Genomic DNA, 24,021 nt, shown 5'->3' with positions numbered 1-24,021 from the left:
ATGTTTCGTTTTCCTTCCGTCATTTGTACCCGATGAACAGGTTTCTTTTGTTTTGCCATAATAAAAGGCCCTCCTATGATTTAGATTTTATCATAGAAGAACCTCTTATGTTTACGTATTTACAGAAAAACTTTCACACCGCCGTGTAAAAAGAGGCAGGCGCCGGATTTCCGGCGCCTGCCTCTTCTCCTGCAAGGTTTTCCCTTAATCCCGGGAGGCGAGCTGCCGTTTCAGGTCAGCGATCATCTTGTCCCTGGCAGCAAGCTCGGCTCTTATCTTGTCGTTTTCTGCGAGGATCTCGTCGTTTTGAGAGCGTATCTTGTCGTTTTCTGCGCGCATCTTGTCGTTTTCTGCGCGCATCTCATTGTTCTTGGCGCGCATCTCGTCGTTTTCTGCGCGCATCTCATTGTTCTTGGCGCGCATCTCGTCGTTTTCTGCGCGCATCTCGTTGTTCTTGGCGCGCATCTCGTCATTTTCTGCGCGCATCTCGTTGTTCTTGGCGCGCATCTCGTTGTTTTCTGTGCGCATTTCGTCATATTCCGCACATATCTTTCTGTATTCTGCGCGCATCTCGTCGTTCTCTGTGCGCATTTCGTCATATTCCGCGCGTATTTTTCTGTATTCTGCGCACATCTCATCCTTCTCGGCGCGCATCTGGCTGATCTCAGCTTTGATCTGCGTCTTTTCTGTTTTTATCCGGTCGATCTCGGCCTGCATTTCATCCATCATATACTGTTCTGTATTCCGGTCCAGTATAGCCAACTCCTCTGAAAACATATTCATCACCTTCCCTGTGTTCTGACATAGTGTATAGAGTTCCTCGTAAAGCTTCTGGAAGGATGGGTAATCTTTCAAAAGAGGAAGAATGATCTCGGGGCTGTCGGAAGAGAGAAAGGCCAGCCATGCTTCCAGGCGGTTCCTGATACCATTATTGTGCAGGTTTTTCTGAAATATGTCAAGCGGGACGAATATGTATTTCTGCAAAAGATCGATCTTTATGCCTGTGTCGGAAACAGCCTCCAGATAATGGACATAATCGTTTGGAAAAGCATGAAATTCTGAGGGGGATTTTTCATAAAGCACGATCGTGTAGACGTTCTGAATGTTTTTATAGCTGAATCTTTTTTGCTTCCTGCTGCGTACCCGCCGGTATTGGCGGAGGAGGAGATCGGCGGAATAACAGGCGCTGCGCTGCCCGGGAAACATGTATCCAAGCCGCTGGATCTCCAGGTTGGCGATGCTGCCGTCGTACAGCTCTATGACGATATCCGTGATGATCAGATAACTTTCGCCGGCAATCCTCGCCGAGTCATTGGGAAGGACGGATCTGATCCTGACCGGCTGATGGAGAAGAAGTGAGAGAAAATCTTCCATTCTCTCAGGGGCATACTCGGGATTGAAGATTTCTTTGATAAAGCCGTCTGTCAGGATGCTGATCCCCTTTTCGCCGGAACAGAACGAAAGAAAATGGTTCTGCTGTTCCGGCGTCCAGCTGTCATATATGGCTGACAGATCGTCTGAGTTCTGGATTTCTGACAGGATCTCTTGTTTTGTACGGATCATTGGGAAATAGTTCTTCAGATTGTTCATAGACAGTTCCTCCCTGGAAAAAAGAAATGATTTTAGATGCCCTGATGGCTTTGACAGATACTACTTATGTAAGTAGTGCAGATTGATGATATATTAACATAAGACTCGGGAAAATACAACAGAAAATGAAAATCTGTAGAAGAACTTTTATCAGGAAAATGCAGAACCGTCTTTAAAACGATTGGGAAAACGTGCTAAACTGAAAGAAGAAAGGGAGGCGGTGCAGGAATGTACGAAGAGGAAGTAAGAAAATTGCAGGAGATCATAGACGACAGCAAGAGGATCGTCTTTTTCGGCGGGGCGGGGGTATCCACGGAGAGCGGCATCCCGGACTTCCGCAGCGCGGACGGGATCTATCACCAGCAGTATAAGTACATGCCCGAGCAGGTGGTGAGCCACAGTTTTTTTATGGCGCACCCGGATGTGTTCTACGAGTTCTATAAGGAAAAGATGATGTGTCTGGACGCGGAGCCAAATGCGGCCCACCGGAAGCTGGCCGAGCTGGAGGATGCCGGGAAGCTCTCGGCAGTCATCACCCAGAACATCGACGGACTCCACCAGAAGGCGGGCAGCAGGCGGGTGTATGAACTCCATGGCAGCATCCACAGGAACTACTGCCAGAAGTGCGGCCGGTTCTACGACGCGGCTTTCGTAAAGGCTGCTCCCGGCATCCCCAGGTGCGAGTGCGGCGGGCTCATCAAGCCGGACGTGGTGCTCTACGAAGAGAGCCTGGACGCCGGGACGATCCAGAACAGCATCCGCGCCATTGCGGAGGCGGATACCCTCATCATCGGCGGTACCTCCCTCGTGGTGTATCCGGCAGCAGGTTTTATCGACTATTTCCGAGGGAGACATCTGGCAGTGATCAATAAGAGCGCGACCGCCCGGGAAGTGGGGGCCGAGCTGACGATCTCCGCGCCGATCGGGGAGATCCTGGGGCAGATCAAAGTGAGGTGATCCCAAGGCCCATGTTGGGGGAGAGGAGGGAGCGCACCAGGTCCGCTGCAAAGAGAAGGCAGAGGGCCGTGCACAGAAATGTGCGCGGCCGCGGCGGGATCCGGCGGATCCGTTCATCCAGTGCGGGAGCGGCGGCGTAGGTGATGACCAGGCCGCCGCAGCCGAACAGGAGGAGACCTGCCAGGCAGACCCGTCCGTGGATCTGGAAGGGCATGCCGCTGTAATTCCACCAGCGAACCCCAAAGAACGTCTCCAGGAGGAAGCCGGTCATGTATTCTACCGTTCCGCACAGAAGAACTGTGAGGACAAAGAAGAGAAGAGGGCGGTTCCGGCATTTCCGCAGAAGAATGAGGATCAGCACGCCGCCGGTCCCGTAGATGGGAAGCCAGGGACCGGCAAGGAAACCACGGTTGAAGAACTGGCCGTCCAGGACAAGGTGAAATCCCACTTCCCAGATCCAGCCTGCGCCTGAGAACACAAAGAACATCAGGACCAGGGAGGACACCGGGTAGATGGGCTGGCAGGAGACTTCCTGTCCGTGTTGTGCGGGAATATGTCCGGTATGCAGGCTGACAGTTTTCATGATGGTTTCCTCCTTTTACTGCTCTCAGTATAGGAGAGAGTTCTAAAGATAAAGAGCAGGAAATTATGAAGATTTCCGAAAGATTTGTACAGAAATTATGAAGAAATGAGGCGGAATATGGAACGGCATCTGGCATATTTTAACATCGGGGAGTCTTACGGCGGGAACCAGGACTGGTTCACCAACGTGGTCATGCACATCGGCGGCTGCGGGGCGGCCACAGCCTGCGACACCTGTATTTATCTGGCCCTCCGGAAGGGGATGGAGGGTCTGTATCCCTATGATGCGCATCGGCTGACGCAGCAGGACTACAAGGCCTTCAGCATGAAGATGAAGCCCTATCTGAAGCCCCGCCGCGGCGGGATTGACAGGCTGGAAACCTACATGGAAGGATTTGGATCCTACCTGCTGGATCTCGGAAATGAGGACGGCAGAGCGCTCGGGATGGAGCCTTTTTACGGGGAGAGGAGCGCCGGGGAGGCAAAAGCGGCCGTGAAGCGTCAGATCGATGCGGATCTTCCCGTGCCTTTCCTGCTTTTGCATCACCGGAACAGGGAACAGTTTGCAGATTTTATCTGGCACTGGTTCCTCCTCACCGGTTATGAGGAGCGGGAGGGAAGATTCTGTGTGACTGCGGCAACTTACGGGGAGGCGACAGTCTTTGACCTGGAGGAGCTGTGGGACACCGGATATGAGAAGAAGGGCGGCATGGTGCTGTATTCTCTTGGCGCGCAGTAAAATGCAGTTGGATAAAAGGGAAAAATCTGATAGAATGTCAGAGAGCAATGAATGACAGAAATGAGGTAAATAAGTATGGCAAACCCAATTGTAACATTTGAGATGGAAAACGGGGACATCATGAAGGCGGAGCTCTATCCGGAGATCGCCCCCAACACAGTGAACAACTTTATTTCCCTGGTGAACAGAGGCTTCTATGACGGTCTGATCTTCCACCGGGTCATCCGGGGATTCATGATCCAGGGAGGCTGCCCGGACGGGACAGGCATGGGCGGCCCCGGCTATACGATCAAAGGCGAGTTCAGTCAGAACGGCTTTGCAAATGACCTGAAGCATACGGAGGGCGTTCTGTCCATGGCAAGGGCCATGCATCCGGACTCCGCAGGCAGCCAGTTCTTCATCATGCACAAGACGTCTCCCCACCTGGACGGCGCATACGCTGCGTTTGGAAAGATCACCGAGGGCATGGATGTCGTGAACCGGATCGCACAGACAGCCACCGACTACAGCGACAGGCCCCTGGAGACGCAGCGGATGAAAAAGGTGACGGTGGATACGATGGGAACGCAGTATCCGGAGCCGGAGAAGGCGTAGGCCTTGCAAAACAGAGCTGAATCACGTAAAATAAGACACAGTATGTACATGCTGTGTCTTTTTTGTGCTGGCGACGAGCCAAAGTCCGGGCTTGCCCGAGACCTTGGCGACCGCCTACAATCCCGGAATGTGCCTTTTGGCACTTCCGATGATTACAGGGGAGCGGAAAACATGACGAAACATCATATGATCCAGACAGATAAACTTGTATTTGAATATGAAAAGAGGGACGACGAGGGCAATGTGATCGGTACATCCAGGGCCATCGACCAGGTGGACCTCGGGATTGAGGAAGGGCAGTTCATCGCCATCCTGGGGCACAACGGCTCGGGCAAATCCACACTGGCCAAGCACATGAACGCGATCCTCGTCCCCACCGGCGGCACCATGTGGGTGGACGGGCGGGATACGAAAGACCCGGCGGAGCTCTGGAATGTGCGGCAGAGCGCCGGCATGGTATTCCAGAACCCGGACAACCAGATCATCGGCACTGTGGTGGAGGAAGATGTGGGATTCGGCCCGGAGAACCTGGGCGTTCCCACGGATGAGATCTGGAAGCGGGTGGAGGACAGCCTCAGGTCCGTGGGTATGATCGAGTACCGGCACCATTCGCCCAACAAACTGTCCGGCGGACAGAAGCAGCGGGTGGCCATTGCCGGCGTCATCGCCATGGAGCCCAAATGCATCGTTCTGGACGAGCCCACTGCCATGCTGGATCCAAACGGCCGGAAGGAAGTCCTCCGGACCGTGCGGGAGCTGCGGCACAGGAAACACGTGACAGTCATCCTGATCACCCACTATATGGAGGAAGTCATCTATGCGGACCGGATCTTTGTCATGGATCACGGGCACATTGTGATGCAGGGTACGCCCCGGGAGATCTTCTCCCAGGTGGACACGCTGAAGTCCTACCGGCTGGACGTGCCCCAGGTGACGATGCTTGCCGATGAACTTAAAAAACGCGGACTGGATATCCCGGCCGGTATTTTGAAGAAGGAAGAGTTGGTGGAAGCGCTATGTCGATTAAGTTAGAACATGTAGACTATGTATACAGTCCGGGGACCGCCTATGAGAAGAAGGCTCTCTCGGATATCTGCCTGGAGATCCCCCACGGCGAGTTTGTGGGCATCATCGGGCACACTGGCTCCGGGAAGTCCACCCTGACCCAGCATCTGAACGGCCTCATACGGGCCACTGCCGGGACTGTGTACTACAACGGGGAGAATATTTACGCGGAGGGTTATGACATGAAGCAGCTGCGCACCCAGGTGGGCCTGGTGTTCCAGTACCCGGAGCACCAGCTGTTTGAGGTGGATGTGCTGACGGATGTCTGCTTTGGGCCGAAGAACCAGGGCCTCTCCCAGGAAGAGTGCGTGAAGCGGGCGCAGGAAGCGCTGCGCCTGGTGGGGCTGAAGGAGAAATACTGGAAATCCTCCCCCTTTGAGCTCTCCGGCGGTCAGAAGCGGCGGGCGGCCATTGCGGGCGTCCTCGCCATGCGGCCGGGCGTCCTTGTCCTGGACGAGCCCACAGCCGGGCTGGATCCAAAAGGACGGGACGATATCCTCGACCAGATCGCCTGGCTTCACAGGCAGACGGGCATGACGGTCATCCTTGTCTCCCACAGTATGGAGGACATCGCCAAGTACGCGGACCGGATCATTGTCATGAATAAGGGAAAGATCCTCTACAACGATGCGCCGAAACAGGTCTTCGCCCACTATCAGGAGCTGGAGAAGATCGGACTTGCGGCCCCCCAGGTGACCTACATCATGCACGAGATCCGGGAGGCGGGATTTGACGTGGGGGTGACAGCCACTACCGTGGCGGAAGCCGCAGATGAGATCCTGGAGGCAGTGAAGAAGAGACGGAGGGGCGCATAGATGATTCGAGATATTACAATAGGACAATACTATCCGGCCCAGAGCATCCTGCACCGTCTGGATCCGCGGGTGAAGCTTGTGGGAACGCTGCTCTACCTGATCTCCCTGTTCCTTTTCAACAGCATCCCCGGCTATCTGGTGGCCACGCTCTTTCTCATATCCGTCATCCGCATGTCGAGAGTGCCGTTTTCCTATATCATGAAGGGCATGAAGCCCATCATCATGCTGCTTATGATCACGGTAATCTTCAATCTCTTTCTCACAAGAGGAGGGGAGGTGCTCTTTCATGCCTGGATCTTTACCATTACTGCGGAAGGACTGCGAACCGCCGTGTTTATGGCGATCCGCCTTGTCTACCTGATCGCCGGGTCCTCCCTCATGACATTCACCACTACGCCCAATGCCCTGACGGACGGTATTGAGAGCCTTCTCGGCCCGCTGAACAGGGTGCGCGTGCCGGTGCACGAGGTGGCCATGATGATGTCTATCGCGCTCCGGTTTATCCCGATCCTCCTGGAGGAGACGGACAAGATCATGAAGGCCCAGATCGCCAGGGGTGCAGATCTGGAGAGCGGCAACATCATCCAGCGTGCGAAGAGCATGATCCCCATTCTTGTACCGCTGTTCGTGTCCGCCTTCCGCCGGGCCAACGACCTGGCCATGGCCATGGAGGCCAGATGCTACCGGGGCGGGGAGGGGCGCACAAAGATGAAGCCCCTGCGCTACAGAAGCAGGGACCGGATCGCCTATATCGTGATGGTTGTATATGTTGTGGCGGTGTTTGTCATCGGAAGGTACGTGCCGCTTCACATCTGGATCTTTTAGAGGAAAGAGGAACGCAAATTGAGACGGATCAAACTGACTGTGGCCTACGACGGCACAGATTACTGCGGCTGGCAGATCCAGCCCAACGGGATCACCATAGAAGAAGTGCTGAACAGAAAACTGACTGCCCTCACCGGGGAGGAGATCCGCGTCATCGGCGCCAGCCGCACGGATTCCGGCGTGCACGCCCTCGGCAATGTGGCTGTGTTCGACACCCGCAGTACGATCCCGCCGGAGCGGATGGCTCTCGCTTTGAACCAGAAGCTGCCGGACGACATTGTGATCGTGCAGTCAGAGGAAGTGCCCCTCACCTGGCACCCCAGGTATCAGGAGCAGATCACAAAGACGTACGAGTACCACATCTACAATGCCCGCACAGCCAATCCGCTGAAGAAGAGAACGAGCACCTACGTCTATTTTCCTCTGGATGTGGAAAAGATGCGCGCGGGTGCTTCATATCTTGTGGGAGAGCATGATTTCGCCAGTTTCTGCTGCATCCGCACAAGCGCGGAGGATACCGTGCGCCGCATAGACAGCCTGGAGATCGAGGAGCATCCCTGTGCGGAGGGCGCTTTTTCCTACAGCACAAAGGATGCGAGGGAGATCGTGATCCGCGTCACGGGAAACGGGTTCCTCTACAACATGGTCCGCATCATCGCCGGTACCCTGATCCGGGTGGGGCGCGGGTTTTACCCCCCGGAAAAGGTGGGGGAGATCCTGGTGGCGAAGGTGCGCACAGAGGCGGGCGTCACCGCGCCGCCTCAGGGACTTGTGCTGCTGGAGATCCGGTACTAGCCCCCGAACATTTCCCGGGGTCGATCGCAAGGGCAAGCTCATATGTGCGCCCTCCTTTGCCTGGGATCAGATAGAGGCAAGATCCGTCTTGCCGATCATCAGGTTCAGGATCTCAATGTCGGTCTGGCGCATGCCCTCCCGGCCCATGTAGCCGATGGCTTTTACCGTGTCCTCAGCCGTGTCCATGGCGAGCCCTTCGCCCGCTTCAAAGCGGAAGCCCTTCATGGCCAGGCGGTGGCCCAGAAAGGCTGCCTGAAGGGAGGCGAAGATCTTGGCGGCGCAGCTTGGCTTGGCGCCGTCGCAGGTGATGCCGCCGGCATTGACGATGGTATTGATGACGGTGTTTTCAATCTGCTCTGTGGTGCCGCCGCACAGGAAGGTGATGCCGGCGCCTGCGCCTGCCGCCGCGCAGACGGCTCCGCAGTAGGCGGACAGTGGCCCGATGTAGCGCTTCTGATCCTGGGCGGTCAGATTGGAAACGCACAGCGCCCGGAGAAGTTCCTCGTGGGTCTTTCCGGTGGAGCGTGCATACTCAATGACAGGCAGGGAGCAGGTCATGCCCTGGTTGCCGGAGCCGGAGATAATGATGACAGGCAGGGAGCAGCCGCTCATGCGGGCGTCTGAGCCCGCGGCTGCCCTGGCGATGGCGCGCCACTTTACGTCGTCTCCGAATTCTTCCAGCACAGTCTGCCCAACGCCGGCGCCCCAGCGGTTCTGAAGCCCCTCGTCGGAGATGGCTGTGTTGTAGTCGATCTGCCGTTCCAGCACATCCCGGACATCATCCAGATCAACTTCCCGGGCATAGGTTATGATGTCTTCCAGGTTCAGAAGGGATTTGTCCAGTGCCTTCTGTGTCTCCACGGCGTCTTTCTGGTAGAGCACTTCGCCGTTTTTCTCCATATAGGTGATGTTTGTATGCTTCTGTTCGATCCGCACGACGGAGGAATCCTCTCCTTTATAGGAGCGGATCTCGATGAACAGGTTGGGCACGCCCTCCTTCAGAAGGCAGGAGCAGAAGCGGGCGGCCAGCAGCTCCCGTGTGCGCATGCGGTCGTCCTCTGTCACGCTCTCAAGGACTTCCAGTTCCTTGTCCGCCGTTCCCCCGCAGGCGCCCAGGATCACAGCTGCCTCCACGCCTTTGAGGCCGCCGGAGTTGGGAACCTTCACCCCTTTTACATTCTTGATGATGTTGCCGCTGCACAGCGCCTCCATGCGGTCCGGAAATCCGCCCAGGATCTCCACGGATCTGGCGGCGGCGTAGGCCAGGGCGATGGGCTCCGTACATCCCAGGGCCGGGACGAGCTCCGCCTTCAGGATCTTTGTGTAGCTCTCGTAAACATTCGGTTTCATCTTATGTATTCCCCTTGCATACCATAGAATCTATCTATACGTACTATAGCAAAAACGGGACAAACCTACAATGATATTTCCGGCAAAATCCATCCATTTTTATTATGAATCCAGAAGAAAAGATTGCCTTGCCGCTCCGGGTGTGATAGCGTCTAAGAAAGAGGAACATATACCTGGATACGGAGGGAACGGACATGGATAAAAAAGCAAAGATCCTGATAGCGGATGATGAAAAAGAGATACGGGCCGTGTTAAAGATCCTCCTGGAAGAGGAGGGGTATGAGGTGACGGCGGCCGAAGACGGAAGACAGGCTGCCGATCTGGCGGATGCGGACACGGATCTCTACATCCTGGATGTGAATATGCCTGTGATGTCCGGGTTTGCCGCGGCCCGGGAGATCCGTAAGACATACTACGCGCCGGTGATCTTCCTGACGGCTTACTCGGGGGAGACAGACAAGCAGATGGGCTTTGACGCGGGGGCGGACGACTATATCGTAAAGCCATTCTCCAACGCGGAACTGCTCATGCGCGTGGGGGCGCTCCTGCGACGGAGCCGGGAGTACGCGCGGCAGCAGTACAACGTCCGGGATGAGTCGGACCGGGAACTGTGCTACAAGGATCTGCGGCTGGACCGGGACGGCCAGTCCCTGCACCGGGGCGACGAGCGGATCGCCCTGACCCACACGGAGTACAGGATCCTGGAACTGTTTATCCTGAACCGGAAGAAGATCTTCTCCCTGGACAATATTTATGCGAGCGTCTGGGAGGAGGAAGCAGTGGGGGATACAACGATCATGGTGCACATCAAGAACATCCGGAAGAAGCTGGGGGATGATTCCCGCAGCCCGAAGTACATCAGGACAGCATGGGGGAAGGGATACTATGTGGATTAGGAGAAAGCAGAAAGCCGGCCGCGCCAGAAAGCTGTCGGCGGAGATCCTCGAATATCTTGTGTTTTCTGTCGTAGTGGCCGCGTTTACCTTCCTCTTCCTCTATGCCATGGGACAGTCCGTGTCGGACGTCTACCTGGAGAGGAATGAGATCCGGCTGGACGGCATGATGACCGCGGCGCTGCATGTCTGGCTGAGGGGCGTGTGCATCGCAGCGGCAGTGGGGGTATTTCTTTTCCTCTTCCTTCTGCTGCTTGGGCAGAGACTCTCCTATCTGGTCCGCATCACTGCCGGGGTGGAAAAGCTGCGGGAGGGCGCGGTGGACACGGTCCCGGCCGAGGGCGACGATGAGCTGACCCGCCTGGCGGAAGGGATCAACTACTTCGCCGCCGCCGAGAGGGAGCTGAAGCAGCGGGAGAGGGAGAGCAAAGAGGCGCGGGAGAATTTCATCCGCTCCCTGTCCCACGATATCCGGACGCCGCTCACCTCCATGCTGTCCTACACCGAGCTCCTGGAGAAGCGGCAGACGGTCAGCGAGGAGGAACTGCGGGGTTACATGGCGCTTGTGCGGGCAAAGACGGTCCAGGTCAGGGAACTGATGGATCAGCTTCTGGACGGCCGGCGGGGTACATGGGAGAAGGTGGAGGATATGACCTTTCTCATGCGCCAGTTCGCGGCGGAGTGGGAGGAGATCCTGGAGGAGCGGTTCCGCTGCCGGATCGACCTGTCGGCGTGCTCCATGGGAGCCGGCATGGCGGACCTGACTTCCCTGCGAAGGATCATGGACAACCTGATCTCCAACGTGGAGAAGTATGCGGATCCTGAGAAAGAGGTGACACTGGCAGTGGAAAGCAGGGAAGACACCCTTGTCATTTTCCAGCAGAACGCGGTCCGGACAGAGCCGTCGCCCCAGGCGGAGAGCCGGCGCATCGGCCTTGCCAGCATCCGGGAGACGGCGCAGGCCTGGAGCGGGGAGGTGGACGCAAAGGAGGCGGACGGGATGTTCTGCGTGGAGATCACGCTGAAGGTTTCGCCGGTTCTTTAGATTTCTTCAGAATTTTATCTGCTCTTTCTTCAGAACCTGGTGCTAGAATGCTGCCTGTAAAGAAAAAAACAGAAACAGGAGGATACAGACATGGCACTTGGAATTTTAGTTCTCTTTTTTATCGGGATCAGCGTGGTGAGCATTGCGGGGCTCCTGGCCCTTTTTCTTGTAAAGAACGAGGAGGCGCGGAAGGTGATCTTCTATCTGATGTCCATCTGGGGCGTCGCCCTGTCGGCTGTGCGGGCCTACGCGCTCCCGTCCAACTGGGTGGGACAGCGGCTTCTCGCGCTGGGACTCGGCGCCCTGTGCATCGCGGCTATGGCGGTCCATTTCCGGGCCTCCGCAGGGAAGGGGAGACTGGCGGCTTACCTGCTCCTCACGGTCTCCCTGGCGGGGAGCATCCTCTGGCTCGTCTTCTAGAGGGCCGTTGGATCTGCCGCGCCGCAGACCTTGTCTCCGGCCCGCAGGTATATTATAATGTGGTGAGACGGCGCCGCAGGACAGGGAAGCGCGGCGCAGGTCCGGAAGGAGAGAAGAATATGCGGATCAAACATGTAAAAGTATACGGGGAAGACCAGATCTTTTCAGAAGGTGAGATCTATATAAAAGACGGCCTCATCACAGAAGAAGCCCAGGCGGACGACGATGTGATCGACGGGGAGGGATGCTACGCCATCCCGGGACTTATCGACATCCATTTCCACGGCTGCATGGGCCATGACTTTTGCGACGGGACAAAGGAGGCGGTCCGGGAGATCGCCCGGTACGAGGCCTCGGTAGGCGTGACGGGCATCAACCCCGCCACCATGACGCTGCCGGTGGAGGAACTGGAGCAGATCCTCGCCACAGGGGCTGCCTGCAGGCGGGAGCAGCAGGCGGGGACAGAGGCGGACCTTCTTGGCGTCAACATGGAGGGCCCCTTCATCAGCGAGGCGAAGAAAGGGGCGCAGGATGCGCGCAACATCCTGCCCTGCGACGTGGACATTTTCCACCGCTTCCAGAAGGCGGCGGAAGGAATGGTAAACTACATCGGCATTGCGCCGGAGCGCGAGGGGGCGCTGGAGTTTGTGGATGCCGTGAAGGATGAAGTCCACGTGTCGCTGGCCCACACCAACGCGGATTATGATGCCGCCAAGGCGGCTTATGACCGGGGCGCCTGCCACGCCGTGCACCTTTTTAATGCCATGCCAGCCTTTTCCCACCGGGCGCCGGGGGTGGTGGGAGCAGTTTCGGACAGCCCCCACGTGATGGCGGAGCTGATCTGCGACGGCGTCCACATCCATCCGGCCATGGTCCGCTCTGCGTTCCGCATGCTGGGCAAAGACCGGATCATTTTTATCAGCGACAGCATGCGCGCCACAGGTATGCCGGACGGCAGATATACCCTGGGAGGCCTGGATGTGGATGTGAAGGGCAATCACGCCACCCTTGTGTCGGACGGCGCCCTGGCAGGTTCGGTCACGAATCTCATGGACTGCCTGCGCACGGCTGTCCGGAAGATGGGGATCCCGCTGGAGACAGCGGTTGCCTGCGCATCCGTGAATCCGGCCCGGAGCCTTGGCGTATATGAAAGCCGCGGCTCCATCACGCCTGGGAAGAAGGCGGACATCGTGCTCCTGCGGGAGGATTTAAGCCTCCGGGCGGTCATCAAAGACGGGAAGGTGCTGTGATGGAGAGACGGCGGGGCGGCTGCCTTGTCTGCGGCCGGGAACTTGTATACAGCGAGAAGGCGCGGGAGATGACCTGTGTCTTCTGCGGGAAAAAGGAACAAAGCCAGGCTTCCTGCAGGGACGGACACTACGTCTGTGACGCCTGCCATGCGAGGAAAGGGCTGGACGTGATCCGGGATTTCTGCAGGGAGACAAAGCTGCGGGATCCTGTCGCGGTGGCGCAAAGGATCATGGAGGATCCCTACATCTACATGCACGGGCCGGAGCACCATGTGCTGGCAGGCGCAGCTCTTCTGGCCGCATTTTGCAACAGCGGCGGGCAGCTGGATCTTGAGAAGGCCCTCTCTTTGATGGAGGAGAGGGGCAGCCAGGTGCCGGGCGGCGCCTGCGGCTTCTGGGGCTGCTGCGGCGCCGGGGTGAGCGCCGGCATATACATGAGCATTGTCACCGGAGCCACGCCCCTTGGGGGAAGATCCTGGGGGCTGTCCAACCGGATGACAGCCAGGGCGCTTGCGGCCATCGGAGAGATCGGCGGGCCCAGGTGCTGCAAGCGGGATACGTTTACAGCCATAAGGGAAGCCGTGGACATGACAAGAGAAGAGCTGGGCGTGGAGATGGAACTGCCCCGGAAGATCACCTGCGCGTTCTCGGAGGAAAACCCGCAGTGCCGGAGAGGGAGCTGCCCGTATTATGACAGGGGAAACAACCGTTGAATTTTCCCATTCACAGACAATGGGCTTGACAAATCCGCGCAGATGGGCTAGGATGGCAGTCAGACAGAGAAATATGAAAAAAGGCTTGGAAGAGAGCAAGTAGCATCCGGGACACCCCCACAGAAAGCAGCCGGCTGATGAGAGGCGCGCGAAGGAACCGCATGTGAATACGTCTCGGAGCTTTGCACCGAACGCCTGCGGGCAAGTAGGCTGCGACGGGTTGGCGCGCGTTAAAGTGCCAGGCTGTGAACCGTGGAGACGGATGCGTTTCCGGGAGAGCATGCCGGTGAGGCCGGGACTGTGAGGAACCGGTGAATGAAGGTGGTACCGCGGAAGAATTTCGCCCTTGCTGTGTGAGCAGCAGGGGCTTTTTGTTTTGCGGGGGACGCGTTCCCTGTGAGGGAAAGCGCCGGATATATGCGAAGAAAAAAGGAGAAGAGACATGGGTATTTATGAAGAACTGCAGGCGAGAGGGCTGATCGCCCAGGTGACGGACGAGGAAGAGATCCGGGAACTGATCAACAACGGAAAAGCTACGTTTTACATTGGTTTTGACCCCACGGCGGACAGCCTTCACGTGGGACATTTTATGGCGCTGTGCCTGATGAAGCGCCTCCAGGAGGCGGGCAACAGGCCGATCGCCCTGATCGGCGGCGGTACGGGTTACATCGGGGATCCCTCCGGCCGGACAGACATGCGCTCCATGATGACGCCGGAGCAGATCCAGCACAACTGCGACTGCTTCAAGAAGCAGATGAGCCGCTTTATTGATTTCTCTGAGGGCAAGGCGCTCATGGTGAACAATGCGGACTGGCTGCTGGATCTCAATTACATCGACCTGCTCCGGGAGGTGGGGCCGCACTTCAGCGTCAACCGCATGCTGACGGCAGAATGCTACAAGCAGAGGATGGAGAAGGGCTTAAGCTTCCTGGAATTCAACTACATGATCATGCAGAGCTATGATTTCTATGTGCTGTACCAGAAGTACGGGTGCAACATGCAGTTCGGCGGTGATGACCAGTGGAGCAACATGCTGGGCGGCACGGAGCTGATCCGGCGCAAGCTCGGCAAGAACGCCTGCGCCATGACCATCACCCTGCTCCTTAATTCCGAGGGAAAGAAGATGGGCAAGACCCAGAGCGGCGCTGTGTGGCTTGACCCGGAGAAGACGTCCCCCTTCGAGTTCTACCAGTACTGGCGGAATGTGGCCGATGCGGACGTTTTGAAATGCATCCGCATGCTGACGTTCCTTCCGCTGGAGGAGATCGACAAGATGGATGCCTGGGAGGGTGCGCAGCTGAACACGGCAAAAGAGATCCTGGCGTTTGAGCTGACCAAGCTGGTGCACGGCGAGGAGGAGGCCCGGAAGGCGCAGGAGTCTGCGCGGGCGATCTTCAGCCAGGGCAATGCGGACGATATGCCCACGACCACGCTGACGGCGGATGAGCTGGAGGATGGATGCATGGACATCCTCACCATGCTTGTGAAGGCACAGCTGGTGCCCTCCAAGTCCGAGGCGAGGCGCGCTGTGCAGCAGGGCGGCGTCTCCGTGGACGGGGAGAAGATCACCAACATCCACGAGGTGTTTACGGAGGATGCGTTTAAAGCCGGCGTTGTTGTGAAGAAAGGAAAGAAAAATTTCCGGAAGATCGTGATGGAGTAAAAAAGGAGGACAGGATCATGGCATTTCAGGAAGTTGATATCCAGACACTCTCATTTAATCCCTTTGACAAGATCGGCAGGCAGTGGATGCTGATCACAGCGGGAGACAGCATGAAGTCCAACACCATGACCGCAAGCTGGGGCGGCGTGGGCATCATGTGGGGCAAGCCGGTGGTGACCGCCTACATCAGGCCCCAGAGATACACAAAGGAATTTGTGGACGGAAACGACCGCTTCACGATTTCCTTCCTTCCCGAAGATAAGCGGGAGGCGCTCAATATCTGCGGCTCCGTATCCGGCAGGGATGCGGCGGACAAGTGGGAGAAAGCAGGACTTCACCCGTATTTGATTGACGAGAAGACACTGGAGGAGACAGCGGCAGTGGAGGAGGCGGAGATGATCTTCGTGTGCCGCAAGCTCTATGCCCAGGAGATGTATCCCGAGTGCTTCGTGGACACGGAGTGCGATGCGAAATGGTATCCCAAGAAGGATTACCACACCATGTATATCGGTGAGATCGAGAAGGTGCTGGTGAGAGAGTAAAAAAGAAGCAGGTCCCTTTTTCAGAGGCCTGCTCTTTTTAGGATTTCCTGCAGATCCTTCCCCGCTCCGACGGCCCCTGTCTGTTCGATACAGAGGGAGGCGCCTGCGTTGGCAAAGCGGGCGCAGTCCGCGGTGGGAAGGCCGTGGCCAAGCGCGTAGAGAAAGCAGCCGGTGAACGTGTCTCCGGCCCCGGTGGTGTCGATGCACCGGGCCCGGGCGTATGCCGGGGACCAGAAGCGCCTGTCGGGCGTGCAGACATAGCAGCCCCGGCTTCCGGCCTTGATGACCACATGCCTGGTGCCGCAGGCGAGAAAAGCGTCCGCGATCCGGTCCGGGTCTGACTCGCCGGTCAGGAGGGCAGCCTCCTCATAGTTGGGGAAAACATAGTCGAGAAGGGAGAGGCAGTCCGCCATATCGCGGACCGTCTCGCCCTTTTTGCGTTTTGTCATGTCCGCGCACACCGTCATCCCGGCCGCCTTTGCTTTCGAGAAAAGAAAGGCCAGCTCCCTGTTCCCGAAGTGGGGCGAGACAAAGATGCTGGCAAAGCAGAGGATCCCGCCCGGCCGCAGGGCCGCGTCCGGCACATCCGCCGGATAAAACTGCCGCAGGGTGCTCCCGGGAGCCGTGATAAAGCTGCGCTCTCCTTTTGGATCCACCAGTACGATATTCGTCCCGGTGGGGATGTCTGAAGACACGCCGACAAAGGCGGCGTCAATGTTTCGTCTGCTGCATGCATGAAGGACCATTTCCCCGGCCGGATCCCGGCCGACTTTACTCACAAGATGGACGTCCGCGCCCAGATCCGCCAGAACGCAGGCTTCGTTCATGGCGTCCCCGCCTGTGTGCAGGGCGACCGTCTCCGCGGGGACAGAGCCAGCCGCAAAGACAGAGGCGTCCACCGGCCGGGCCAGGATGTCCAGGATGGCTGCGCCGACGATGGTGTAAGATGGATGGCTCATAGGCAATTCCTCCTGGTACGGATCAGAATGCAAGGTACTGTATGCTGTATGCCGGCATGTCCAGCTGTCCGGCAAGGCTCATCTTTTCACCGGTCAGGAGGTCTGTGACAGAGCCGTTCAGGTCGCCGCAGGCGGCGGTGAAGGGACCGGCGGAGGCGTTGATGGCCACCATGACGCGCTCGTTTTCCGTGGCCCGCTCAAAGATGAGCTGGTGGTTTGTGAGGACGACATTGCGGTAGGAACCGCTGCACAGGGCGTCGCTTTTCTGGCGGACGCGGATCAGCTTTCGGATGAGCTCTGTCAACTCATTTGGCTTTGGCTTATCAAAGCAGGGGCGCAGGGCATAATCATTGCCCGGCGCCTTCTCGCCCGGCTCCCCCCACTCGCTCCCGTAGTAGATGCAGGGAATGCCCGGCATGCCCATGAGAAGTCCGTACGTCAGAGGCAGATGGTTCCTGTCCGTGAGGATGCTGGCAATCCTCGTCACATCATGGTTGTCCACAAATGTCATGAGATGCTTGCCCTGGTAGAGGCACCACGGTTCAGAGCCGTACTGCCGCTGCAGGGAATGGGCGATCTCGAACATGTTCATGGAATTGAAACTGGAGTAAATGCCTTTGTAGCACTCATAGTTGGTACAGCTGTGGAGCATCTCCCCGTTGACGATCCGGTTGTAATCCCCGAAGAGAACCTCGCCGATGAGGACGAAATCCGGTTTCAGCTGCTGCGTATAGCTCCGGAGCCGCTTCATGAACTCCGGCTCCAGACAGTATGCCACATCCAGCCGCAGCCCGTCGATGTCAAATGCGTCCACCCAGAATTTCACGCATTCCAGGAGATACTCCACGACAGCCGGATTGCGCAGGTTCAGTTTTACCAGTTCAAAGTGGCCCTCCCAGCCCTCGTACCAGAAGCCGTCGCCATAGCAGCTGTCTCCGTCGAAGTTGATGAGAAACCAGTCTTTGTAGGGGGAATCCCATCTCTTCTCCTGCACATCCTGAAACGCCCAGAACCCCCGGCCCACATGGTTGAACACGCCGTCCAGGACGATCTTTACATTGTGCGCGTGCAGATCCCGGCAGACCTGCGCAAAGTCCTCGTTGGAGCCGAGCCGGCAGTCGATCTTCCGGAAATCCCTCGTGTCGTAGCCGTGGTTGTCCGATTCAAATACAGGGTTTAAAAGAATGGAGTCCACACCAAGCTCCTGCAGGTATGCGCTCCAGTCCATCAGCTTGCGGATGCGGGGCGCATACGCACCGTCGTTGTGCACCGGCGCGCCGCAGAAGCCGATGGGATAGATCTGATAGAAAATGCTGTTGTAAGCCCACATAAGATTAGCCTCGCTTTCCTGTTGTTTCTATACGTCCCGTCTATTTTACTATATAAACACAGAAAAGTATAGTGAAAATTGTCTATTATTCACATTTTTCAGCGCTGGACAGACTTCTCCATCCGGCTGAGCGCGCCCCCGAGATACAGGCGGAACCAGAGGAACAGGACGATTCCCTTGCAGATGCTGGAGATCGTGATGCTCCACCAGATCCCGTTCAGGTGAAGCGGCGTTTTCACCATAACAAGAGCCATGGGGATCCGGGCGGCAGTAAGGACAATGCTGCAGATGGAGGGCGGGAGCGTCCTGCCCATGCCGGCAAACGCCCCGGCTGTGGTGATCTCCACACTCATGAGGAGCTGGGACACGCCCAGGATGACCAGGTAGTCCACGCCCATGGGGATCACGTCCGCCTCGGAGATAAACAGGCGGAAGATGGGCTCCGGAAAACCGATCAGAAGCACGGTGCAGAAGACGCCCCAGATGAGCACAACGCCCATGGCGCTGCGGTAGCCGCTGCGGATCCGGTCCGGCTTGCCGGCGCCGCTGTTCTGCGCCAGGAAGGAGTTGACAGCGGCCGCGAATCCCTCCGCCGTCATCCAGGAGATGGACTCGATCTGCGAGCCCACCTTCTGTACAGCCACGGCCGCGTCCCCGTATCCGGCTACCAGGCGGGCAATGATCATGGAGATGCCGGTGAAGAGCATGTTCTGCACGCAGGTGGGAAAGCCGATGCGCAGGATGCGGTTCAGCTGTTCCCAGCCTGGCCGCCTGCGGATCTCCATATGGCGGAACAGGATGGTGTCCTTTCCGGCGTAAAAGACAAACACCACTGTCACGATGAACTGGGCAAAAATGGTGGCGATGGCCGCGCCCATGACGCCCATCACCGGGAAGGGCCCCAGGCCGAAGATGAGCACCGGGTCCAGGACCATGTTGATCACCAGGCCGGAGAGGGTGGCGGCAAACGAATTGCGGCTGTTCCCCGCTGCCGTGAACAGTCCTGTAAACGCCTGGTTTATGAAGGAGAAGACAACGAGGCCGCAGGTGATCTGGAGGTAGATCTTCGCATCTGCGATGACCTGGGCGCTGTTGAGATTGAAAAATCCGATCAGCGGATCAGCGAACAGAATGCAGCACAGCCCATAGAGAAGGCCCAGCGCAGCTGTCATCCACAGGGCTGCCGAGGCGAAGGAGGCGGCTTCCTTCGGCCTGCCCGCTCCGAGCGCGTGCCCGGCGCACACCTGGCCGCCCATTTTGGGCAAAGCTGCCAGGCCGTTGGAGAGCCACATATACATCCCGGCCGCGCCGACGGAAGCCACCGCATCGCTGCCCAGCCGTCCGATCCAGAGCATGTCCGTTAAGTTGTAGGCCATCTGGATCAGGGAGGTGGCCATGATGGGAAGAGCCAGACGGGTGAGGGATGAGAGCACAGGGCCGTTTACAAGATCGATATGTTTTGACATGAGGGGTTCCTCCGTAGTATCTTTAAATAGGTAATAAAGCAGGAAATGATCCGCGCGGCGGCAGGGCCGCGCACCTGCAGAAAATATTATAGAATATACGCGGGAACTATACAAGAAAATGCTGAAAAAACTCCAAGAAAACAGTTGACACGCGTGGATGCGTATAATATAATAATGCAGTATGACAAAAGGAGAAACACCAGGCACCAAAGCCCCGGAACCTGGCTGATTTCGATAGAACATTTCATATTATTCTTATTGTAAATGCAAACTATGCAGGAGGTAAACCCATGAAAACTTATATGGCCAGTCCAGACAAGATTGAGAGAAAATGGTATGTAGTTGACGCTTCAGAATATACATTAGGACGTTTAGCATCAGGTGTAGCGAAGGTTTTAAGAGGAAAGAACAAGCCGGAGTTCACACCCCACATTGACACAGGCGATTACGTGATCGTGATCAACGCCAAGGACGTGAAGCTTACAGGCAAGAAGTTAAATCAGAAGATCTACTACAATCACTCCGAGTATGTCGGCGGAATGAAGGAGACGACTCTGGCAGAGATGATGAACAAGAAGCCGGAGAAAGTGATCGAGCTGGCAGTCAAAGGAATGCTTCCGAAAGGACCTTTAGGAAGAAGCATGATCAAGAAACTTCATGTGTATGCAGGACCGGAGCATGAGCAGCAGGCTCAGAAGCCGGAAGAGCTGAAATTTTAATCAGAGGTCGAAAGGAGGATATTAAGAAATGGCTACATCTAAATTTTACGGAACAGGAAGAAGAAAAAAATCTATCGCAAGAGTATATCTTGTACCTGGAACAGGCAAGATTACAATAAATAAGAGAGACATCGACGAGTACCTCGGACTGGAGACTCTGAAGGTTATCGTCCGCCAGCCCCTGGTTGCCACAGAGACAGAGGGCAAGTTTGACGTGATCGTAAACGTAAAGGGCGGCGGATACACAGGACAGGCAGGCGCGATCCGTCACGGCATCGCAAGAGCCCTTCTGCAGGTTGATGCTGACTACAGACCGATCCTCAAGAAGTCCGGTTACCTGACACGTGACCCGAGAATGAAAGAGCGTAAGAAATACGGCCTCAAGGCTGCCCGTCGCGCTCCGCAGTTCAGCAAGCGTTAATCGGATACAACAATATACGATCCAGACGCCGCAAGGCGCTGCATGGCCTCCCGGGACAGATGTTCTGGGAGGTTTTGTATTTATATTCATTTGTGAGCAGTGCAAAACGAAAACAATAAAACACCTGATTTTCACCATATAATCTCATATTATTGTATTAAGAGGTGAAAATATGATAAAAACTACTGAAATGATGCTGGAAGAATTAAAAGAATATTCCAATCCGGCGGCCAGACTTTCGCGTATGACGAAGCGGGGTGAATGCTTTCCGATTGTGCGGGGGTTATATGAGACTGACCGGACGGTTCCGGGATATTTATTGGCAGGGAGTATCTATGGACCGTCTTATATTTCTTTCGAGTATGCGCTTGCGTATTATGGATTGATACCTGAGACCGTATATACGATTACTTGTGCCACTTTTGAAAAAAAGAAGAAAAAAAGATATGAAACAATGTTTGGCACTTTTATTTATCGAGATGTTCCATCTGAGGCGTTTCCACTGGAACTCAGGGTCGTGCAGGAAAAGGAGTATTTTTACCGTATTGCAGAACCCGAAAAGGCCCTGTGCGATAAACTGTGCACAATGCATCCGGCGGCAAACGGCAGGGAACTTTTTGCGCTTCTGACAGAAGATCTGCGGATTGAAGAAACGGAACTGTGTAAATTAGATGCGGATAAAGTGGCAGTTTTAGCCGAACATTATCATTCTGGAAACGTAAAGAAAATGGCGTCGTTATTGCGGAGGATGAAGAGATGAATACGGCAATTGAACAGATGTTGAAGAACTATCGGATAGAAAATATATATGATCAGAAAAACGCGATGAAGGAAATCATGCAGGAGATTGTCCTGTGCGGACTTTCTCGGGCGGGGTTCTTTCAGAAAGCAGCCATTTATGGCGGAACGGCACTCCGGATTTTGATCTGAGCGATTATTTTCCGGTTTTGGAGAAAGAGGTACGTGCCTTTGGCCTGCATGTTACGATACAGGAGAAGGAAAAGACGAAGGAAAGCAATATCCGTTCTGCTTTTTTGAAAGGAAATACCAAAGAACATCTTTTGCTGTTTTATGCGGATGGGGATCTGGCGGGAAGTGTTGCCAGAAGTGAGGTTGTTAAAATAAAATTCGAGGTCGACATCAATCCGCCGGAGTATGCCGGTTTTGAGCATAAATACCGGCTTCTTCCGACACCATATGAAGTGAACCTGTATGATATGCCGTCTTTGTTTGCCGGGAAGATCCATGCGGTGCTCTGCAGAGCGTGGAAAAGCAGGATAAAAGGACGGGATCTGTATGATTATGTATTTTATCTCTCCAGGGGGAGTGCTGTGAATCAAAAACATTTGCGGGCACGGCTTCTGCAGTCCGGCTTTATTTCCGAAGATGTGGAATGTACGCTCCCGGAGCTGCGACGTATGTTGTATGAAAGATTTGATGCCATTGATTTTCGTCAGGCGAAACAGGATGTAGAGCCGTTTATCAGAGACACAGCTTCTTTGAATATGTGGAACGCAGACTTTTTCAAACAGATTACAGCGGGACTGCAGTTTTGTGGTGAAGAAAAAATCAGAAGTACATTACAATAAAATCACCGAGATGGTGAGATGCATCCGAGATTAAAAAGAGGTGTCCTCAATCATGTTCAGTCTTCAACAGTTTGCAACGCATCTGCAACAAATCCTGGCTGAATCCCCGTATTCCCGCTATTTTCGGTTACCCAAACGTTAAGCAAGCGTTAATCGGATACAACAATATTCGATCCAGACGCCGCAAGGCGCAGAATGGCCTCCCAGGACAGATGTTCCGGGAGGTTATGGAAAAGTACCATGTTTGATACCCTCTGATCTTCCGGATAAAGAAAAAGAGCCAGAATTGCTCGTAAAATAAGCGTTTCTGGCTCTTTAAGAGCAGGGGATGAGAGAATCGAACTCCCGCTAAGAGTTTTGGAGACTCCTGTCATACCATTTGACCAATCCCCTGTACCTGCTCCCGATGTAAATCGGTCACTAGATATTTATATCATATCCGGCCGCGCTTTGTCAATCTGTATTTTTGAAAATTACAGGTCGATCGCCTCCGCGCCGGCTATGTGCATCTGCGAGTAGAAGATGACCATATCCCCCTCCCGCAGGACAAGGCCGCCGTGCGGGATCATGGTCTTTTCACCCCGGCGGATGAGGACGATGATGGACTTCCGGGAGATGTCAAGCTCCCGGATGCGCTGCCCGATCCAGGGATGGTTTTTCTGGAGGGCCATCTCCTTGAGCTGGATGCGCTCTCCCTTATTGTTGTGGAAGGACTCCGCGCCGAGCACCATGGAGTCCCCCATCCTGAGGGTCATGCTGCCACGGGGGACGAGGATGCGGTGGTCCCGCTGGATGGCGGCCACAATGACGCGGGTGGGCAGATGGAGCTGGGAGATGGTCTTCCCGACCCAGGGGTCCTGCTCGGTGAGCTGGATCTGGATGAAATGGATGTCCGCCTCGTGGCCGTACTCACTCATCCTCTTGATGCGGGAGTACTGGTCCACGAAGCCGGCGGAGATGATACCGGTCGGGATCGCCACGATGCCCACGCCCAGGAAGGCGATGAAGATGCCGAACAGTTTCCCCAGGGTGGTGATGGGATAGATGTCCCCGTATCCAACGGTGAGCAGGGTGGAGCCGGCCCACCAGATGCCGGAGAAGGCGTTGGAGAACACGTCCGGCTGGGCTTCGTGCTCCAGGCTGTACATGCACAGGCTGGAGGCGAACATCAGCATGAGGATGATGAAGACAGAGGAGAAGAGCTGCTGCTTCTTGCTGACAATGACTTCTGTGATCACGTTCAGGGAGTCATAGTAGGCATTGATGCGGAACAGCCGGAAGATCCGGATGATCCGGAACATGCGGAAGGCGATGGCGCCTGCCGGGAAAAAGAAGGGCAGGTACTGGGGCAGGAAGGACAGCAGGTCCACGATGCCGGTGAAGGAGGTCACGTACTTCCAGATGGCCCGCGGCTGGGAGCTGCCGGGGTACAGATATTTTGCGGTCCAGACCCGGAGGAAGTAGTCCACCATGAAGAGGGCCACGGTCACCTGCTCTATGGTCATCAGGAGAGCGCCGTACGCCTCCCGGTAGGAGTCAAAGGTGTAGACCATGCTGGCGGCCAGGTTCAGGATGATGCAGAACGCGTTGAAAAAATCATAAATCCGGCTGACATAGTCGTACTCTGTCCCCACTTCTATGATCTCGAAGATCCTTTTTCTGCGCTTTTCCCATGTACCCTGCATAGAGCGTGCCTCCC

At 55.9% G+C, this 24,021-nt stretch carries 25 protein-coding genes and 1 tRNA gene; 18 read left to right on the top strand and 8 right to left on the bottom strand.

Going from position 1 to position 24,021, the window contains the following annotated elements; genetic code table 11:
- Positions 1-204: 204 nt before the first annotated feature.
- The gene (locus H6A20_RS07655; RefSeq protein WP_204906543.1) at positions 205-1,590 is read right to left on the bottom strand and encodes a PD-(D/E)XK nuclease family transposase; all 1,386 of its coding nucleotides are present in this window, start codon (positions 1,588-1,590) and stop codon (positions 205-207) included.
- 228 nt (positions 1,591-1,818) lie between these two features.
- Here H6A20_RS07655 and H6A20_RS07650 point away from each other — a divergent pair, with 228 nt between their 5' ends.
- The gene (locus H6A20_RS07650; protein ID WP_204906542.1) at positions 1,819-2,547 is read left to right on the top strand and encodes an NAD-dependent protein deacylase; all 729 of its coding nucleotides are present in this window, start codon (positions 1,819-1,821) and stop codon (positions 2,545-2,547) included.
- On the opposite strand, the gene H6A20_RS07645 is transcribed toward H6A20_RS07650, so the two are convergent.
- Positions 2,534-3,130 carry a putative ABC transporter permease gene (locus H6A20_RS07645; RefSeq protein WP_243426167.1) on the bottom strand — a complete coding sequence of 199 codons (597 nt, stop codon included), beginning with the start codon at positions 3,128-3,130 and terminating at the stop codon, positions 2,534-2,536. The genes H6A20_RS07650 and H6A20_RS07645 overlap by 14 nt on opposite strands.
- 117 nt (positions 3,131-3,247) lie before the next feature.
- On the opposite strand from H6A20_RS07645, the gene H6A20_RS07640 reads away from it, so the two are divergent.
- From H6A20_RS07640 to truA, 6 genes are all read left to right on the top strand, one after another.
- Positions 3,248-3,868, top strand: coding sequence for a hypothetical protein (locus H6A20_RS07640; RefSeq protein WP_204906541.1), 621 nt, complete (start codon positions 3,248-3,250; stop codon positions 3,866-3,868).
- A gap of 75 nt (positions 3,869-3,943) precedes the next feature.
- Positions 3,944-4,462 (top strand): peptidylprolyl isomerase, encoded by a 519-nt coding sequence (locus H6A20_RS07635; RefSeq protein WP_204906540.1) that lies wholly within the window; start codon positions 3,944-3,946, stop codon positions 4,460-4,462.
- 171 nt (positions 4,463-4,633) lie between these two features.
- Positions 4,634-5,494, top strand: coding sequence for an energy-coupling factor transporter ATPase (locus H6A20_RS07630; protein ID WP_204906539.1), 861 nt, complete (start codon positions 4,634-4,636; stop codon positions 5,492-5,494).
- Positions 5,479-6,342, top strand: a complete 864-nt coding sequence (locus tag H6A20_RS07625; RefSeq protein ID WP_204906538.1) for an energy-coupling factor transporter ATPase — start codon at positions 5,479-5,481, stop codon at positions 6,340-6,342. Before H6A20_RS07630 ends, H6A20_RS07625 begins: the two co-directional genes overlap by 16 nt.
- Complete coding sequence (locus tag H6A20_RS07620; protein WP_204906537.1) at positions 6,343-7,167, top strand: energy-coupling factor transporter transmembrane component T family protein; 825 nt, start codon at positions 6,343-6,345, stop codon at positions 7,165-7,167.
- Positions 7,168-7,185: 18 nt separating this feature from the next.
- Positions 7,186-7,962, top strand: coding sequence for a tRNA pseudouridine(38-40) synthase TruA (truA, locus tag H6A20_RS07615; protein ID WP_204906536.1), 777 nt, complete (start codon positions 7,186-7,188; stop codon positions 7,960-7,962).
- Positions 7,963-8,028: 66 nt separating this feature from the next.
- On the opposite strand, the gene H6A20_RS07610 is transcribed toward truA, so the two are convergent.
- Complete coding sequence (locus H6A20_RS07610) at positions 8,029-9,312, bottom strand: L-cysteine desulfidase family protein (RefSeq protein ID WP_204906535.1); 1,284 nt, start codon at positions 9,310-9,312, stop codon at positions 8,029-8,031.
- Positions 9,313-9,506: 194 nt separating this feature from the next.
- On the opposite strand from H6A20_RS07610, the gene H6A20_RS07605 reads away from it, so the two are divergent.
- The 7 genes from H6A20_RS07605 to H6A20_RS07575 all read left to right on the top strand — a co-directional run bounded on the left by H6A20_RS07605 (position 9,507) and on the right by H6A20_RS07575 (position 15,838).
- Positions 9,507-10,208 carry a response regulator transcription factor gene (locus H6A20_RS07605; RefSeq protein WP_204906534.1) on the top strand — a complete coding sequence of 234 codons (702 nt, stop codon included), beginning with the start codon at positions 9,507-9,509 and terminating at the stop codon, positions 10,206-10,208.
- Positions 10,198-11,250 (top strand): sensor histidine kinase, encoded by a 1,053-nt coding sequence (locus tag H6A20_RS07600; RefSeq protein WP_204906533.1) that lies wholly within the window; start codon positions 10,198-10,200, stop codon positions 11,248-11,250. Before H6A20_RS07605 ends, H6A20_RS07600 begins: the two co-directional genes overlap by 11 nt.
- 90 nt (positions 11,251-11,340) lie before the next feature.
- Positions 11,341-11,670, top strand: a complete 330-nt coding sequence (locus tag H6A20_RS07595) for a hypothetical protein (RefSeq protein WP_204906532.1) — start codon at positions 11,341-11,343, stop codon at positions 11,668-11,670.
- A 119-nt stretch (positions 11,671-11,789) separates the two neighbouring features.
- Positions 11,790-12,920: an N-acetylglucosamine-6-phosphate deacetylase gene (gene nagA / locus H6A20_RS07590; RefSeq protein WP_204906531.1), complete on the top strand. Its 1,131-nt coding sequence runs from the start codon at positions 11,790-11,792 to the stop codon at positions 12,918-12,920.
- Positions 12,920-13,633, top strand: a complete 714-nt coding sequence (locus H6A20_RS07585; RefSeq protein ID WP_204906549.1) for a DUF5714 domain-containing protein — start codon at positions 12,920-12,922, stop codon at positions 13,631-13,633. Before nagA ends, H6A20_RS07585 begins: the two co-directional genes overlap by 1 nt.
- Before the next feature lie 442 nt (positions 13,634-14,075).
- A complete protein-coding gene (gene tyrS / locus H6A20_RS07580) occupies positions 14,076-15,296 on the top strand; it encodes a tyrosine--tRNA ligase (RefSeq protein WP_204906530.1) in 1,221 nt (406 codons plus the stop codon).
- A 17-nt stretch (positions 15,297-15,313) separates the two neighbouring features.
- Positions 15,314-15,838, top strand: a complete 525-nt coding sequence (locus H6A20_RS07575; RefSeq protein WP_204906529.1) for a flavin reductase — start codon at positions 15,314-15,316, stop codon at positions 15,836-15,838.
- 20 nt (positions 15,839-15,858) lie between these two features.
- Here H6A20_RS07575 and H6A20_RS07570 read toward each other — a convergent pair whose 3' ends face one another.
- The 3 genes from H6A20_RS07570 to H6A20_RS07560 form a co-directional block, all read right to left on the bottom strand.
- Positions 15,859-16,797 carry a carbohydrate kinase family protein gene (locus H6A20_RS07570; RefSeq protein WP_204906528.1) on the bottom strand — a complete coding sequence of 313 codons (939 nt, stop codon included), beginning with the start codon at positions 16,795-16,797 and terminating at the stop codon, positions 15,859-15,861.
- Between the two features lie 22 nt (positions 16,798-16,819).
- A complete protein-coding gene (locus H6A20_RS07565; RefSeq protein WP_204906527.1) occupies positions 16,820-18,127 on the bottom strand; it encodes an alpha-amylase family glycosyl hydrolase in 1,308 nt (435 codons plus the stop codon).
- A 98-nt stretch (positions 18,128-18,225) separates the two neighbouring features.
- Entirely contained in the window at positions 18,226-19,593 is a 1,368-nt protein-coding gene (locus tag H6A20_RS07560) for an MATE family efflux transporter (protein ID WP_204906526.1), read from the bottom strand.
- Between the two features lie 290 nt (positions 19,594-19,883).
- Between H6A20_RS07560 and rplM the strand changes: the two genes are divergently transcribed.
- The 4 genes from rplM (at position 19,884) to H6A20_RS07540 (ending at position 22,322) form a co-directional block, all read left to right on the top strand.
- Positions 19,884-20,312: a 50S ribosomal protein L13 gene (rplM, locus tag H6A20_RS07555; RefSeq protein WP_204906525.1), complete on the top strand. Its 429-nt coding sequence runs from the start codon at positions 19,884-19,886 to the stop codon at positions 20,310-20,312.
- 28 nt (positions 20,313-20,340) lie between these two features.
- The gene (gene rpsI, locus H6A20_RS07550; RefSeq protein ID WP_204906524.1) at positions 20,341-20,733 is read left to right on the top strand and encodes a 30S ribosomal protein S9; all 393 of its coding nucleotides are present in this window, start codon (positions 20,341-20,343) and stop codon (positions 20,731-20,733) included.
- Between the two features lie 172 nt (positions 20,734-20,905).
- Positions 20,906-21,493, top strand: a complete 588-nt coding sequence (locus H6A20_RS07545; RefSeq protein ID WP_204906523.1) for a type IV toxin-antitoxin system AbiEi family antitoxin domain-containing protein — start codon at positions 20,906-20,908, stop codon at positions 21,491-21,493.
- Between the two features lie 94 nt (positions 21,494-21,587).
- Entirely contained in the window at positions 21,588-22,322 is a 735-nt protein-coding gene (locus H6A20_RS07540) for a nucleotidyl transferase AbiEii/AbiGii toxin family protein (protein WP_338106635.1), read from the top strand.
- Positions 22,323-22,644: 322 nt separating this feature from the next.
- Here H6A20_RS07540 and H6A20_RS07535 read toward each other — a convergent pair.
- Both H6A20_RS07535 and H6A20_RS07530 read right to left on the bottom strand, forming a co-directional pair.
- Positions 22,645-22,715, bottom strand: a tRNA-Trp gene (locus H6A20_RS07535).
- Positions 22,716-22,795: 80 nt separating this feature from the next.
- Positions 22,796-24,007 carry an ion transporter gene (locus H6A20_RS07530; protein WP_204906522.1) on the bottom strand — a complete coding sequence of 404 codons (1,212 nt, stop codon included), beginning with the start codon at positions 24,005-24,007 and terminating at the stop codon, positions 22,796-22,798.
- Positions 24,008-24,021: the final 14 nt, after the last annotated feature.

The organism is Mordavella massiliensis (genome assembly GCF_016901695.1).
Taxonomy (GTDB): Bacteria; Bacillota; Clostridia; order Lachnospirales; family Lachnospiraceae; genus Claveliimonas; species Claveliimonas massiliensis_A.
Note: the sequence above shows the minus strand (reverse complement) of the source record. Positions and strands in the feature narration are given on the sequence as shown.